The sequence below is a fragment of the Cupriavidus sp. 21MJTG02-4 genome (assembly GCF_057798975.1).
On sequence record NZ_JBYOJP010000006.1, the window covers coordinates 344,552 to 359,579 of the forward strand.

The following is a 15,028-nucleotide window of genomic DNA, read 5'->3' on the forward strand; positions in this document are numbered from 1 at the left end:
ATGCTTCCAGTCCGAAGGCGCGGACTGCCGCCGCGCGGACGGCGCTATCCCGCCAGGGTACGTAAATGAAAATCGTTTTCATTGTATCTCAATTGGAGCATCGTGTCGGCGCAAGGCGCGACAGGCAAGGCGAGTGGATAGCACAGAATGCCGCGCCGAGGCAAAGGGTGGGGCTGAAATCGACACAACGGGCGGCTTCCGCGCGGCACGGGGCGGGGGAATGGGGCGACCGAGAAATCACAGGGCCCTGGCCTCATGTTTCGAACGGCGGGAGGCGGCTTCGATTACTACATTTGTGTTATTGGTGGGACAAAGTCCGGCATGTAAGCTGCAATCACGCTGAACACCCCGTTCCACGCGTACTTCACAGCCACCTGTCCCTGGACCGGTGGCTTTTTCTTTGTGGGTTCGGCAGCCGCTCAGGCCTGCGCGGCCGTGGCCGTGCGCACCATCGCCACGAAATGATCCCGGGCCGGGTGGTCCGGCGCAGCCTTCCACGCGCAGTAGACCTCGGACGGCACCCCCGCCGCATCCGCGAGCGGCCGGAACGACGCCCCGGCCATGCCGGATCTTGCCAGGGCGGCGGGGACGACAGCCACGCCCATCCCCTGCGACACCAGCGACACCACCGACAGCCAGTGGCGTACCTCGTGCCGGATCTGCGGATAGAAGCCGCGCGCCGCGCACATCTCGAAGATCCGGCTGTAATAGTCGGGCGAAGCCTTGCGCGAGAACAGCACGAACGGCTCTGCGCGCAGGTCGGCCAGTGCCACGTCGGCCTGTGCCGCCAGCGTGTGGTCCTGCGGCAGGCAGCAGACGAAAGGCTCGCGGTGGACCAGCACCGCGCTCAACTCGTCCGGCAGGCGCCCCGTATGGACGAAGCCGGCGTCGAGTTCGTTGTGCAGCAGGGCGTCGATCTGTTCCTGCGAGTTGAGCTCGGTCAGCGCCACCTGGATGCCCGGAAAGCTCGCCTGGAAGTCGCGCAGGTACTGCGGCAGGCCCCGGTACAGCATCGACCCGACAAAGCCCACGCGCAGCCGCCCGACCGCGCCGGCCTCGATGTCGCGCGCCAGCACGCGTGCCGCCTCGGCCTGCGCCAGCAGCGCGTTGGCCGATTCGCGGAAGGCCCGCCCGGCCGCCGTCAGCCGCACGCCCCGGCTGTCGCGCTCGAACAGTTTTGCGCCGACCGAAGCCTCCAGCTGCTGGATATTGAGCGACAGCGGCGGCTGCGAGATGGACAGGCGCTTTGCGGCGCGGCCGAAGTGCAGTTCCTCGGCCAGGACCAGGAAGTAGCGCAGGTGTCGGAATTCCATGGCGATATAAAAAACATATTGATCGAGCCAATTTTAGAATTAGACGCGAATCCATGGGAATCCAATAATGGGTGCACACAGGTCCGCGCGCCGGCAAGCCAGCCGGGCGGAAGGCGGGCCAGGCCAATCCCAGGAGACCTTCATGACCAGTGCCGTGCGTCATGCCGCACCCCAAGCCCAGGCCCGATCGGTGGCCCCGCAGGCCGAACACCCGGTACCCGACCGCCAGGGCGGCAGTCTCTATACCGCCGACCCGGAACTGCGCGCGCTGCTGCCGCTGTACCTGCCGGCGGACCTGCTGAACGTGCTGCAGCCCCACCTGGAGCGCATGGGCGAACTGGCCGGTGGCGTGCTGGACGAGCTGGCCATGCTCGCCGACCAGAACCCGCCCACGCTGACCCACCGCACCCGCAGCGGCATCGACCAGCAACGGGTACACAAGCATCCCGCTTACGTCGAACTGGAGCGCGTGGCGTTTTCCGAGTTCGGCCTGGCCGCGGTGTCGCATCGCGCGGGTGTGTTCGGCTGGGACAAGCCGATGCCGCCGGCGGCCAAGTACGCGCTCACATATATGCTGGTGCAGGCCGAGTTCGGCCTCTGCTGCCCGCTGTCGATGACCGATTCGCTCACGCGCACGCTGCGCAAGTTCGGCGATCCGGCGCTGGTCGAGCGCTTCCTGCCCAACCTGACCACGCAGGTGTTTGAAGACCTGTTCCAGGGCGCGATGTTCATGACCGAGCAGGGCGCCGGCTCCGACGTGGCCGCCACCGCCACGCGCGCCGTGCGCGACCCGCAGGCCGAAGGCGGCTGGCGCCTGAGCGGCGACAAGTGGTTCTGCTCCAACCCCGACGCCGGGCTGGCCATGGTGCTGGCGCGCGTCGAGGACGAGGCCGGCAACGCCGTGCCCGGCCACAAGGGCGTGTCGCTGTTCCTGCTGCCGCGCAAGCTGGCCGATGGCAGCGACAACCGCTACCGCATCATCCGCCTCAAGGACAAGCTCGGCACGCGCTCGATGGCCAGCGGCGAGATCCGCCTGGAAGGCGCCAGCGCCTGGCTGGTGGGCGAACTCGGCCGCGGCTTCGTGCAGATGGCCGACATGATCAACAACTCGCGCCTGTCCAACGGCGTGCGCGCCGCCGGCCTGATGCGCCGCGCGCTGACCGAGGGCCTGTTTATCGCCCGCGAGCGCAAGGCCTTCGGCAAGCGCCTGGAAGACATGCCGCTGATGCGCCGCCAGCTGCTCAAGCTGACGCTGCCGACCGAGCAGGCGCGCACCATGGTGTTCCAGACCGCCGAAGCGCTGCGCCGCGCCGATGCCGGCGAAGCGGACGCTTACCCGCTCATGCGCATCCTGACGCCGCTGATCAAGTTCCGCGCCTGCCGCGACGCCCGCAAGGTCACGGGCGATGCCATGGAGATCCGCGGCGGCTGCGGCTATATCGAGGAATGGAGCGACCCGCGCCTGGTGCGCGACGCCCATCTCGGCTCGATCTGGGAAGGCACCAGCAATATCGTCGCGCTGGACGTCCTGCGCGCCATCCGTCGCGAAGGCTCCTTGCCGGCGCTGCGTGCGCACCTGGGCGGCCTGCTGGCCGACACGCCGCTGCATGCCACCGCCCGCGCCACCTTTGAATCCGCCATCGAGCGCGCCGCCGCCTTTGCCGCGAGCGCGGCCGAAGCCGGCGCCGAGGGCGACCTGCTGGCTCGCCAGGCCGCCTCGGGCCTGTATCACGTGACCACGGCGGTAGCGATGGCCTGGGAAGCCGGCCAGATCGGTTCAGTGCGCCGCATGCGGCTGGCGCAACTGGTGCTGCGCCACCGCGTGCTGCCGCAGGACCCGCTGACCGCGCAGGCCGAGCCGGAATGGCTGGCCGAAACCGTCGCGCCGCCGGCCGATGGCGCCGTGCGCGCCGCCGGCGCGGTGGACCAGGTCAACGTGTTCTGACCTCTTCCTGCATCTGAAAATTTTCTAGCCCCCGACGGCACCGCAAAGCGGTGCCGTCCACCGCATCGGCCGACATCCCCCGGGGCCATGCGAGACGACTCATACCAGGAGACAAGCCATGCAACTCTGGCACCGTATCGCGGCCATCGCCGCCTGCACGCTCTGCGTCAGCGCCACCCCCGCCTTCGCGCAGAAGGACTACCCCTCCAAGCCGATCATGATGGTCGTGACCTACCCGCCGGGCGGTCCCACCGATGCCATGGCGCGCACGCTCGCCGCGGCCCTCAAGACCAGCCTCGGCCAGACCGTGGTGGTCGAGAACCGCGCGGGCGCCGGCGGCAATATCGGCGCCGAAGCCGTGGCGCGCGCCGAGCCGGACGGCTACACGCTGATGTTCGGCACCTCGGCGCCGCTTGCCATCAACGTGAGCCTCTATCGCAAGATCAACTACGACCCGGTCAAGAGTTTCGCGCCCGTGATCCAGATCGGCCAGCTGCCGAACGTGCTGGTGGTCAACCCGAGCGTGCCGGCCAAGAACGTCAGCGAGCTGATTGCCTATGGCAAGGCGCATCCGGGCAAGCTCAGCTATGCGTCGTCGGGCAACGGCGCGTCGTCGCACCTGGCCGGCGTGCTGTTCAACAACCTGGCCGGCACCGACTTCCAGCACGTGCCATACAAGGGCACCGGCCCCGCGCTCAATGACCTGCTGGGCGGTCAGGTCAGCATGACCTTCACCGACGTGCTGACCGCGCTGCCGTTCATCAAGAGCGGCAAGGTGCGCGCGCTGGGCGTGACCACCAAGGCGCGCTCGCAGGCGCTGCCCGACGTGCCGACGGTCGCCGAGCAGGGCGTGGCCGGTTTCGACGTATCCGTGTTCTTCGGCGTCGTCGTTCCGGCCGGCACGCCCGCGCCGGTCATCGCCAGGCTGAACCACGCCTTCGCCGAGGCGCTGCAGAAGCCCGAGGTACGCAAGACGCTGCTGGCGCAAGGCCTGGAGTTCGCACCGTCCACCACGCCCGAGCAACTCGGCAGCTTCGTCAAGTCCGAGGTCAGCAAGTGGCACACGGTCGTGCAGAAGTCCGGCGCGCAACTCGACTGACCGGGAGCGATGTCATGACGCAATCCAAGACGGGCGCGCTGGCCGGCATCCGCGTGGTCGACCTGTCGCGCATCCTGGGCGGTCCGTACTGTGGACAGATCCTCGGTGACCACGGCGCCGATGTGCTGAAGATCGAACCGCCGCAGGGCGACGACACGCGTACCTGGGGTCCCCCGTTCAAGGACGGCGTGGCGTCGTACTACTTCGGCCTGAACCGCAACAAGCGCGTGATGAAGCTCGATCTTACGGCCGACACGGACCGCAGCGTGCTGCTTGCGCTGCTCGAAGACGCCGACGTGCTGGTCGAGAACTTCAAGACCGGCACCATGGAGAAATGGGGGCTTGGCTTTGACACGTTGTCGGCGCGCTTCCCGCGGCTCGTGCATTGCCGGGTCTCGGGCTTTGGCGCCGATGGTCCGCTCGGGGGGCTCCCCGGCTATGACGCCGCGGTGCAGGCCATGGCTGGCCTCATGAGCATCAACGGCGAGGCGGATGGCGATGCCTTGCGCGTCGGGCTGCCTGTGGTCGACATGGTGACGGGCATGAACGCGGCGCTCGGCGTGCTGCTGGCGCTGCAGGAACGCGAGCGCAGCGGGCGCGGGCAGTTCGTCGAAGCGGCGCTGTATGACTCCGGCCTGTCGCTGCTGCATCCCCATGCGGCGAACTGGTTCATGAATGGCAAGACGCCGGTGCGGACGGGAAATGCCCACCCGAATATTTATCCGTATGACACGGTTGCTACGGGCACGGATCCGATCTTCCTTGCAGTTGGCAATGACCGGCAGTTCCGCATTCTGTGCGAGTTCCTGCAAGTGCCTGCGTTGGCGGATGACGAGCGCTATGCCACGGCCGGTGCGCGTTCTGTGAATCGTGTCGCCCTGAAGGCCGAGCTGGAAGCGCAGATGCGCGAGAGGGACGGCAAGGTGCTGGCCGATACCCTCGTAGCTGCCGGCGTGCCGTGCGCGCCGGTGCTGTCGGTGCCGGATGCCTTGCAGCATCCCCATACCGTGCATCGCGAGATGGTGGTCGAAATGGAGGGCGGCTATCGCGGCTTGGGCGCGCCCGTGAAGCTGAGCCGGACACCCGCGACGTATCGGTTCACGCCGCTGACGGAAGGGGATCGGTTCCTGCCGAAGGAAGATTGAATCGGACTCGGGTGCCATCCAGGTCCACGACCGCGTGGACCTGGATGGCACCCCCGATTCAATCGAAGCGCCCGCTCACTGCATCTGGATATTGCCGCGCTTCACCACCGCGCGCCATTTGACCAGGTCCGCTGACAGTACCGATGCCACCCGCTCAGGCGTGCCTCCGAGCGGGCTGGCTCCCATTTCCGTAAAGACCTTCACTGTCTCTGGATCGGCGACCACGTTGTTGATCGCGACATTCATCCTGCGGATGATGTCGTTCGGCGTTCCCTTCGGCGCCAGGACCGCGAACCAGGTGGACGACTGCAGCGAAGGAAAGCCAAGCTCGGCCGTGGTCGGCACGTCCGGCAGCGCGGGCGAGCGCCGGGTCGACATGATGGCCAGCGCCCTGACCTTGTTGGCCTTGACCTGGCCGACGATGCCCGGCACCAGCTGGAACATGGCCTGGATGTCATTGGCCAGCAGGTTCGTGGTGGCGGTCCCCGGCGCGCTGTAGGGAACGTGCGTCATCTCCGCCCCGGTCTCGCGATCGAACAACTCGCCGGCCAGGTGCATCGAACTCCCGTTGCCGGAGCTGCCATAGTTCAGTTCTCCCTTGTGTGACTTGGCATAGGCGATGAAGTCCTGCAGCGACTTCACCGGCAGGCTGCTGTTCACCACCAGGATATTGGGGACATCCGCAATCAGGGCCACGGGATCGAAGCTGGTTTGCGGGTTGAACGGAAGATTCCGGTACAAGCTGGGATTGACCGCGAGCGTGCCGGCCCACGAGAGCAGGAACGTGTATCCGTTCGGTGCCGCCGCAGCTGCCGCGCCGGCACCGATATTGCCGTTGGCGCCGCCGCGGTTGTCCACGATCACCGCCGCGTTCAGCTCCTTCTTGAGGCGCTGCGCAAGCACGCGCGCAATCGTGTCCCCGGTGCCGCTGCCACCGGGCGCGGGAACGATCAGCATGATGGGTTTGGAAGGCTCCGGCCAGGTGTCGGCGATGCCGGCCTGGCTGGCACAGAGTACGGCCGCGACAACGCCAATCTTGATGAAGTGCGCAAGCATTTCTGTCTCCTTTGAACGATCTGGCGATACAGGCGACGATGCGTCGCGGGTCTTATGCAAGCTGCATTTCTGCAAGCTGCGCGGCGTCCAGTACCGCCTGGATCGATGCATCGGGCGTTTGCACCGGCAGCACGCAGCCCGGGCCGAGGATGAGCTTGCGGCCACCTGTCTGGGCACAGGCGTCCCGCACTTCGTGGGCAATGGCGCCGGGGCCCCCGTGCAGCAGCGTATGGTGTTCATTGAGTCCGCCGACCAGCACGCCGGGGAAATGCCGCCGGGCGCGCCGCAGGTCAGGGTCCGTCAACCGGTCATGCCAGTTGAACAACTCGACGGGGTAGTCCGACAGCAGCGGGAACATGATGTCGTCGCCATGAGCATGCAGCATGTTCGCGCGGCACTGGCCGCGAATCGCATGGAAGACCTCCAGGTCGTACTTTTTCCCGAATCGCTCGTACTCGGCGGTCGTCAGCAGGCGGTGCGATGCCAGTTGGGTCGCAAAGAAGATGCCGTGCGCGCCGGCGCGCATGGCTTCGAGGCAGAAGTCGATGGTGACGTCCGTGATGACGCGCAGCGCCGCATCGACGGCTTCCGGATGGCATCGGATGTCGGTAAACAATCGTTCGGTCGCAAGCTTGCGCGCCGTGGTGAGCGGGCTGAACACGGTCTGCAGGATGGGAACAGAGCCGCCGAGATGCCGCGCTGTCTGCGCGAGTGCGAAGTTCTGTTGGCCATAAGCCCCGAGTCGCGGATCGATCCGGCGAATCCGCTCCCAGTCATCGGTCCGCCTGACGACAGGCTCGGCCACAATGCGCGCGCCGTTCGCGGCGCCTGCATAGGCAGTCTTCGCGCCCCAGTCTTCCACGCCATACGTACCGGGCGGCATGAACTTCAGCAGGTCGAACTGCCATCTCTGTTGCCACGCCAGCGTCAGGCGTGTCAGCTTGCCCGCATCCATGTCATCCACGGGAAAATGGCGCCACAGTGCGACCGGCACCCGGTCGGCAGTTTCACCGCGCAAGGTGGCTTCAAGGCGACGCCAGGGGGTCATCGTGTTCATGTCCCGCCTCCTTATGCAGCCGCCGTCTCGACGACGGGCAGCACGTGATTGATGCCGGTGGACATCTCCGAGGTCGCGACGCCGTAGATGTGCACGGAAATGGCGGTGCGCGCCTGGGCGTTGCCGACACGGTGGATCAGGTGCAGGCCGGCCGTACCGCTGCTGCCTTCGCCGACCTTGCGGCAGGCACTGCCGGCGGGCACTGCGGCCGCGCCCTGGGGGGCGTACTCGAAGTACTCCTCCAGCAGTTCGCCTTCGACGACGGAAAGCGCGCACCACGTGTGATGCGCATGGACCGGGCTGTGCTGCCCCTGCATCCAGACCAGCGCCACGATGGTGTAGCGGTCCGCCGCGTCGCTGTGCAGGACGTGGCGCACATAGCCGTCGCTGCCGGGCACGCACATCGCCCGGGGCAAGCAGTTTCTGTCGGGGAACGCGTCGCGGATCATCCGCTGGATGACGCGCGGATCAAAACATGCTTCGGAAGCAAGCAGTGAGTCGATGCCGCTGGCAAGGCTGGCAATTCGCGATGAGGACGCTTCGATGATTCTCGTCATGGATGTCTTCCCGTATTTGCGTTTCTCAAAGGCTCGAACAGAATGGTGAGTGCCCGAACTTTGGCGAACTTTCGCGTAATTGCGCGGTACTGACAAACGAGTTGTTCCAACAGCAGGGTTTGAGAAATGCAAAAGCTGATGCATTGCAGCATCATGGATCTGAGGCTGCTGGTCGCCGTGGCGGACGCGGGAAACATGTCGAAGGGCGGCGCGCTTTGCTTCCTGGCGCCGTCGAGCGCGAGCCTGCGCATCAAGCATCTGGAGCAGGTCGTCGGAACGCGGCTGTTCCGGCGCGAAGCGCGCGGCGTCTCGCTGACCCGGGCGGGCCAGATCATGGTCGACCACTGCCGGCGCTGCCTGACGGAAATCGAGCAGATGCAGGCGAGCCTCACGCCGTTCTCGGAAGACGTGCATGCGCAGCTGGTGCTCTACGCGAACAGCAGCGCCATCGCATCGTTCCTGCCGGGCGACCTGCAGGGCTTCCTGCAGTCGCATCCGAAGGCCCGCATCACGCTGGAAGAGCACCTTAGCCGCGACATACTGGTCGCGGTCGTGGAAGGGCGCGCGGATATCGGCATCCTGACCCAGGACGAACCCCATCCCGACCTTGTCTACTACCCGTACCACGAAGACGAAATCGTCCTGCTCATGGCAGATTCCCAGCCGTGGAGGAAGAAGGCGCCGGTAGCGTTCCTCGACTGCCTGGCCTTTCCCTTTGTCAGCCAGCAGAACGGCTCCGCCATTCATTCCTTCTTGCTCGGCAAGGCGAGCGAGCAGGGCCGGCGCGTCGATGTGAGGATTCAGGTAGCCGGCTTCGCCGCGGTGGCATCGATGGTGCGGTCCGGCGTGGGCGTGGCGATCGTCCCGCGTTCAGCGCTGGCGGCGATCAATATGGACGGCTTGCGTGTCGTGGCACTCAGCGATGCGTGGGCCAGGCGAACGCTCAGCCTGTGTGTGCGGCGGGACGTGCCGGGATCGAGAAACTACGTGACCGACCTGGTGGAAGTGCTGCGGCAAAGCGGCGCGTAGATCGCCGGCTACGCCGGCGAAACCACAGCGCTTGCCAGGTACGGAGGCATCAGAACAACGTATATCCCCCGTCAATCACAAACGTATCCCCGGTGTGGTACGCCGACGCCGCGCTCATCAGGTACACCGCGATACCCGCGAAGTCGGAGCCCTCGCCCCAGCGCCGCATCGGCACGCGTTTGCCGACCATTTCCTGGAACGTCGCATTGGCCTGCGCATTGCTGGTCATTTCAGTCTTGATCCATCCCGGCAGCACGGAATGCGCCCGGATGCCATGCCGCGCGTATTCCACCGAAAGCCCGCGCATCATGGAAATCAGCCCGCCCTTGGTCGCCGCGTAGTGCTCGTTGCGCGCCGCGCCCTCGATGGCCGCGACGGAGGCCGTGCCAACCAGCACGCCCCCATTCCCCTGGGCGAGCAACTGCCGGGCCGCTGCGCGCAGCGTAAAAAACGCGCCGTCAAGGTTGACCCGCAGGACCCGATGCCAGTCCTCCGTACCCATTTCTTCGAAGCGTGTACCACGCGCTGAAACGCCAGCATTGGCGAAACAGCCGTCGAGGCGACCGAGCGCGGCCAGCGTGCCATCCATGGCCGCAGCGACGGAAGATTCATTGCTGACATCGCAGATCGCCGTATGGACCTTGCGCCCATATTGCGCCAACCGCTCGGCCGCGGCAGCATTCTTCTGCGCGTTGGTCCCCCAGATCGCGACATCGGCACCCGCCTGGGCCAGTCCCTCGGCCATGCCGAGGCCGATGCCGCCATTGCCGCCGGTGACGAGCGCCACCTTGCCGGTAAGGTCAAATGGGGTGAAAGCCATGATCTGTCTCCTTTGAGGATAAAGCGCCCGCTCTTGGCGGCGGGCGGATCAGATCATGCTAAGAGGCGACGTTGCGGGCAGACATCGTCGGATGCGACGAAACCCGCCTGTAGCCCCGGAGGAGGCTTAACCCGGGATCATCCCCGGCAGCACATAGGCCTGCACCACCGTGATGATGCCGATGATCACCGCGAACAGCAGGCTGTGCTTGACCGTGAAGCGGAACAGTTCCGACTCCTTGCCCACCAGCCCGGTCGCCGCGCACGCCACCGCGATCGATTGCGGCGAGATCATCTTGGCCGTCACGCCACCCGTGGTGTTGGCGGCGACCAGCAGCGTGTCCGACACGCCGATCTGGTGCGCCGTGGTGTTCTGCAGCGAGCAGAACAACGCGTTCGACGACGTGTCCGAGCCCGTCAGGAACACGCCGAGCCAGCCCAGGAACGGCGAGAAGAACGGGAACGCTGCGCCGGTCCCCGCGAGCAGCAGCGCCAGCGTCGACGACATGCCCGAGTAGTTGGCCACGAACGCAAATGCCAGCACCAGGCCGATCGACAGGATCGGGCGACCCAGTTCCACCACCGTTTCACCGAAGGTCGACACCAGTTCGCGCGGTTTCATGCGCAGCAGCACGGCCGAGATCAGCGCGGTCAGCAGGATGGCGGTGCCCACGGCCGACAGCAGGTCGAGCTTGAGCACGGCTTCATACGGCTTGGGCGATGCCACGATCGGCGCGGCCTTGACGACCAGCTGGTCCAGCCCCGGCACCTTGAACTTGAGCACCGTGCCGGCCAGCGCGCCGTTGCCGGCGAACAGCGCCTTGAACGGCTGCAGGCTCCACACCGTGACGATGGCCGTCAGGATGCCGAACGGCGCCCACGCGCGGATCGTCTGCGCGGCGGTGTACGGGGACTTGCGGTTGCCGCCGTTCGGCACGCCGTTGCTGAAGCCGCCGCCACCAAACGCCGACATCGCCATGGTGCCGCCGCCGACATTGCCGCCTGCGCGCTGCGAAGCGCTGCGCGGCTTCCACACCTTCAGGAACGCCGCCAGCGACACCAGGCTCACCAGCGCCGAGGTGATGTCCGGAAGCTCGGGCCCGATATGGTTCGACGTGAAGTACTGCGTCACGGCAAAGCTGGCACCGGTCACCAGCGCGGCCGGCCAGGTTTCGCGCACGCCCTTGGCGCCGTCCATCATGAACACCAGCCAGAACGGCACCATCAGCGACAGCAGCGGAAGCTGGCGGCCCGCCATCGCGCCGATGTGCATCGCGTCGATGCCCGTCACCTGCCCGGCCACGATGATGGGAATGCCCATGGCACCAAAGGCCACCGGCGCGGTATTGGCGATCAGGCAGAGGCCCGCCGCATAGAGCGGATTGAAGCCCAGGCCCACCAGCAGCGCGGCGGTGATGGCCACAGGTGCGCCGAAGCCGGCCGCGCCTTCCAGGAACGCGCCGAAGGCAAAGCCGATCAGCAGCATCTGCAGCCGCTGGTCGTCGGTGATCGACAGCACGGACGCGCGGATCACGTCGAACTGCCCGGTCTTGACCACGATCTTGTACAGGAACACCGCGGTCACGATGATCCACGCAATCGGCCACAGGCCGTAGGCAAAGCCGAAGCCAGCGGCGGCCAGCGCCTGCTGCGCCGGCATGCCATAGGCGAAGATCGCCACGCCCAGCGAAAGCAGCAGCGTCACCGCCGCGGCTACATGGCCTTTCAGGCGAAACAACGCCAGGGCCCCGAAAAAGAACAGGATGGGAATGGCCGCCGCCAGGGCGGACAGCCAGAGGCTGCCCAGCGGTGTATAGATTTGGGTCCAGGGTTGCATGCTCGGTCTCCTGCTTGATTGGTGTTTCGGTCGATCTTTGTTGTTCGGCGCCTCGCCGACCCGCCTGTTGCGACGGTGTGCTCCCGCTCCCGCTTGCGGGAGAGGATTGGGGTGAGGGTTGGGGTGAGGGCCGGTACGTCTACGGAGTGAGAGCAGTGGCGATTGGAGGCGCTTGCCCTCACCCCCGGCCCCTCTCCCGCAAGCGGGAGAGGGAGGAACCAGCCGGTCTCCTACTCCGGCTGCCCCTTGTCTTTCAGCAGATCCGACAGACTCCGCGCCGCAGGCGTCAGTGGCGTCCGATGCTGCGTCCATCCCATCTGCTTCGCCGGCGTCAGCGCACGCAAGCGCGTAGCGGCCCACCGGAACATGCGATAAGCCTTCGGATGCGAGAACGCCCCGCTCCAGAAGCGCCAGATCAGGTGCTCGCCGCGGCTGAACTTCGCGCCCTGTCCACGCAGCGGATGCGCGACCTGTTCGTGCGGGTCTCGATTGGCTTCCGTGCGCAGGCGCACCAGCAGTTGCGGAATCGGAATGCGCACCGGGCAGACCTCGCCGCACGCGCCGCACAGGCTCGATGCCGTGGGCAGGTCCGCAGTCGCCTCCAGCCCCAGCAGGTGCGGCGAGATGATCTTGCCGATCGGCCCCGGATACGTCGTGCCATACGCATGGCCGCCAATGCGCGTATAGACCGGGCAATGGTTCATGCACGCGCCACAACGAATGCACTGCAGCGTCGAGCGCAGCTGCTCGTCGGCATAGGCCTGCGTGCGCCCGTTGTCGAGCAGCACCAGGTGCACCTCGCGCGGGCCATCGCGCTCCCCTTCGCGGCGCGGGCCGGAGATCAGGTTGAAGTAGGTCGTGATGGCCTGCCCCGTAGCCGAACGCGTCAGCAGGCTCGACAGCGGCACGATATGTTCGAGCCGCGCCACCACCTTCTCCATGCCCATGATGGCGATATGCACGTCCGGCACCGTGGTCGACAGGCGCCCGTTGCCCTCGTTTTCGACCAGCCACAGCGTGCCCGTATCCGCCGCCGCGAAGTTCACGCCAGAGAGGCCGATATCCGCCTCGACAAACGCCTGGCGCAAGGCGCGTCGGCCGGTCTGGATCAGCGCGTCGACATCCTCCGTATAAGGCGTGTCGGGGATGTGCTGCTCGAACAGCGTGGCGATATCGCCCTTGGTCTTGTGGATCGCCGGCATGACGATGTGGGACGGCTTTTCGCCGGCCAGCTGGACGATGTACTCGCCCATGTCCGACTCGATGCAGTCCACGCCGCGCTCGGCCAGGTAGTGGTTCAGCTCGATTTCCTCGCTGGCCATCGACTTGCCCTTGATCACGCGCCTGGCCTGCTTCGCTTGGGCAATGCGATGGATGATCGCGTTGGCCTCGTCGGCGGTCTCGGCCCAGTGCACCTGCACGCCGGCGGCGGTCAGCTTGCTTTCAAGCTGCACCAGCAGGTCGGGCAGGTTGGCCAGCGCGTGCTGGCGGATCGCCTCGCCCAGGTCGCGCAGGTGTTCCAGCTCATCGGCATCCGGGAACTGCGCCAGGCGCTTGCCTTGCAAAAAATCCATCGCGCCGCGAAAGCTCTTGCGCAGCTTGGGGTCGTCCAGCGCCTCGCGGGCGCGCGCCTTGAAGTCCTGTGACGGGACGAAGTGCAGCGTGCTTTCGCTCATGCCTGGCTCCCTGCGTCGATGTCATCGACGATGACGACCCACATCCGGCGCGGACCATGCGCGCCATAGGCCAGGGTTTGCTGGATATCGGACGTCTTGGACGGGCCGGACACCATGACGAGGTTCGTGGGCATGCCATCGCGCCAGCGTTCGGTGCGCGCGGCCGTGTGCAGGTCGGCATGCAGCGTGGAGGCATGCACCAGCGCCACATGCAGCGGCGGCACCAGCGACACCGTGCGCGGCGAGCCCGCATCGGGCGCCAGGATCAGCGTGCCGGTGGCGGCAATGCCGGAGCGCGCGACCGTGAAGCCGGCATCGACGGTGTCGAACAGCTCGGCTTTCCATTGCTCGATCGGGCGGTCATAGCCGATGGCTTCCACCTGCGGCGGCAAGGCGTGCTTCAGCGCTGCGCCGGCCGGCTGCGACGGGTCCAGCAGCAGGCGCCGCACACCGGCCTGCGCGAGCCTGTCCGCGAGCAGCGCGGGCCAGGCCGAAGCGGTCGCGCGCCAGACCTCGGCGTGCGAGGCCTCCAGTGCGGCCTGCATCGATGCAACGCGAGCCTCGAATCCATCTGCAATGGGTGCGCATCCGGCGTAGTGCGCGTCGATGCGGCCATCGATCTCCGTCGTGGTCGTGGCACTGGTTGCCGGCGCGGCGGCACGCAGCCGGCCCAGCATGCGTTCGCGTGCGGTGAGTGCGGTCATGCTGCCCCTCCGGTGCGGCGCCACAGGAAGCTGGCCAGGTGCTCGACCTCCAGCGGCGCGCCGTCATGCGCGGCGGTGTGGCCAATATTGAGCAGGCAGCCGCAATCGGCGGACACCAGCCGGTTGCAGCCCGTGGCGCAGGCGGAGGCGACCTTGTCGCGCACCATCGCGCCGGAGATATCCGGATGCTTGAGCGAGAACGTGCCGCCAAAGCCGCAGCACTCGGATTCGCGTTCATGTTCCACGCGCGTCACGCCGGGCAAGGCATCGACCACTGCCACGCCATGGGCGCGCGTACCCATTTCTCGACGGGCGCCGCACGAGGTATGCAGCACGATTCGCTCGGCCTGGCCGCCCGGCAGCGCGTGGCTGAAGTCGACCTTGAGCACGTGCAGCAGGAATTCGGTGAGTTCGTAGATGCGCTCGGCCAGCGCGCGGGCCTTGGGCCCGGCGATGGGGTCATCGGCAAACAGCTGCGGCCAGTGGTGCCGCATCATGCCGGCGCAGGAGCCGGATGGGACGATGACCGGCCACGGCTCGCCGAACAGGTCCAGCTGCGCGCGCGCGACGTCGCGGGCCTGGTCGGGATTGCCGCTGCTGTAGGCCGGTTGCCCGCAGCAGCTCTGCGCGCGCGGAAAATGCACGGTCAGCCCTTCGCGTTCCAGCAGCCGCACGGCATCGAGGCCGGCCTGTGGCACGAACAGGTCGACCAGGCAGGTCGCAAACAGGTAGACCTGCGTGGGGGCAGCGGTGGGGTATTGCCTGTCCTTCATGTCTCGCTCCATACGCGC

The 15,028-nt window shown here is 66.7% G+C and carries 13 protein-coding genes; 4 read left to right on the top strand and 9 right to left on the bottom strand.

Annotated elements, in window-relative coordinates; translation table 11 throughout:
- Positions 1 to 419: 419 nt before the first annotated feature.
- On the bottom strand, positions 420 to 1,313 hold the full coding sequence (locus AC3FKH_RS15275; protein ID WP_488676712.1) for a LysR family transcriptional regulator: 894 nt from the start codon (positions 1,311 to 1,313) through the stop codon (positions 420 to 422).
- Positions 1,314 to 1,455: 142 nt separating this feature from the next.
- Between AC3FKH_RS15275 and AC3FKH_RS15280 the strand changes: the two genes are divergently transcribed.
- The 3 genes from AC3FKH_RS15280 to AC3FKH_RS15290 all read left to right on the top strand — a co-directional run bounded on the left by AC3FKH_RS15280 (position 1,456) and on the right by AC3FKH_RS15290 (position 5,502).
- Positions 1,456 to 3,258 (top strand): acyl-CoA dehydrogenase family protein, encoded by a 1,803-nt coding sequence (locus tag AC3FKH_RS15280; protein ID WP_488676713.1) that lies wholly within the window; start codon positions 1,456 to 1,458, stop codon positions 3,256 to 3,258.
- A 118-nt stretch (positions 3,259 to 3,376) separates the two neighbouring features.
- Positions 3,377 to 4,357: a Bug family tripartite tricarboxylate transporter substrate binding protein gene (locus tag AC3FKH_RS15285; protein WP_488676714.1), complete on the top strand. Its 981-nt coding sequence runs from the start codon at positions 3,377 to 3,379 to the stop codon at positions 4,355 to 4,357.
- A 14-nt stretch (positions 4,358 to 4,371) separates the two neighbouring features.
- Positions 4,372 to 5,502, top strand: a complete 1,131-nt coding sequence (locus tag AC3FKH_RS15290; protein ID WP_488676715.1) for a CaiB/BaiF CoA transferase family protein — start codon at positions 4,372 to 4,374, stop codon at positions 5,500 to 5,502.
- A gap of 75 nt (positions 5,503 to 5,577) precedes the next feature.
- Here the strand turns inward: AC3FKH_RS15290 and AC3FKH_RS15295 are convergent, their stop codons facing one another.
- The 3 genes from AC3FKH_RS15295 to AC3FKH_RS15305 are packed head-to-tail and all read right to left on the bottom strand — an operon-like array spanning position 5,578 to position 8,316.
- Positions 5,578 to 6,558: a Bug family tripartite tricarboxylate transporter substrate binding protein gene (locus AC3FKH_RS15295; protein WP_488676716.1), complete on the bottom strand. Its 981-nt coding sequence runs from the start codon at positions 6,556 to 6,558 to the stop codon at positions 5,578 to 5,580.
- Positions 6,559 to 6,610: 52 nt separating this feature from the next.
- Complete coding sequence (locus AC3FKH_RS15300) at positions 6,611 to 7,615, bottom strand: uroporphyrinogen decarboxylase family protein (RefSeq protein ID WP_488676717.1); 1,005 nt, start codon at positions 7,613 to 7,615, stop codon at positions 6,611 to 6,613.
- Positions 7,616 to 7,626: 11 nt separating this feature from the next.
- Positions 7,627 to 8,316, bottom strand: a complete 690-nt coding sequence (locus AC3FKH_RS15305) for a cysteine dioxygenase family protein (protein ID WP_488676718.1) — start codon at positions 8,314 to 8,316, stop codon at positions 7,627 to 7,629.
- 9 nt (positions 8,317 to 8,325) lie between these two features.
- Here AC3FKH_RS15305 and AC3FKH_RS15310 point away from each other — a divergent pair, with 9 nt between their 5' ends.
- A complete protein-coding gene (locus AC3FKH_RS15310) occupies positions 8,326 to 9,201 on the top strand; it encodes a LysR family transcriptional regulator (protein ID WP_488676719.1) in 876 nt (291 codons plus the stop codon).
- 49 nt (positions 9,202 to 9,250) lie between these two features.
- Here AC3FKH_RS15310 and AC3FKH_RS15315 read toward each other — a convergent pair whose 3' ends face one another.
- From AC3FKH_RS15315 to AC3FKH_RS15335, 5 genes are all read right to left on the bottom strand, one after another.
- Positions 9,251 to 10,021, bottom strand: coding sequence for an SDR family NAD(P)-dependent oxidoreductase (locus AC3FKH_RS15315; RefSeq protein ID WP_488676720.1), 771 nt, complete (start codon positions 10,019 to 10,021; stop codon positions 9,251 to 9,253).
- A 126-nt stretch (positions 10,022 to 10,147) separates the two neighbouring features.
- Positions 10,148 to 11,857 (bottom strand): lactate permease LctP family transporter, encoded by a 1,710-nt coding sequence (locus AC3FKH_RS15320; RefSeq protein WP_488676721.1) that lies wholly within the window; start codon positions 11,855 to 11,857, stop codon positions 10,148 to 10,150.
- A 230-nt stretch (positions 11,858 to 12,087) separates the two neighbouring features.
- A complete protein-coding gene (locus tag AC3FKH_RS15325; RefSeq protein WP_488676722.1) occupies positions 12,088 to 13,533 on the bottom strand; it encodes a LutB/LldF family L-lactate oxidation iron-sulfur protein in 1,446 nt (481 codons plus the stop codon).
- Positions 13,530 to 14,237, bottom strand: coding sequence for a LutC/YkgG family protein (locus tag AC3FKH_RS15330; RefSeq protein ID WP_488676723.1), 708 nt, complete (start codon positions 14,235 to 14,237; stop codon positions 13,530 to 13,532). The genes AC3FKH_RS15325 and AC3FKH_RS15330 overlap by 4 nt, the downstream gene beginning before the upstream one ends.
- The gene (locus AC3FKH_RS15335) at positions 14,234 to 15,010 is read right to left on the bottom strand and encodes a (Fe-S)-binding protein (protein WP_488676724.1); all 777 of its coding nucleotides are present in this window, start codon (positions 15,008 to 15,010) and stop codon (positions 14,234 to 14,236) included. Before AC3FKH_RS15335 ends, AC3FKH_RS15330 begins: the two co-directional genes overlap by 4 nt.
- Between the last annotated feature and the right edge of the window lie 18 nt (positions 15,011 to 15,028).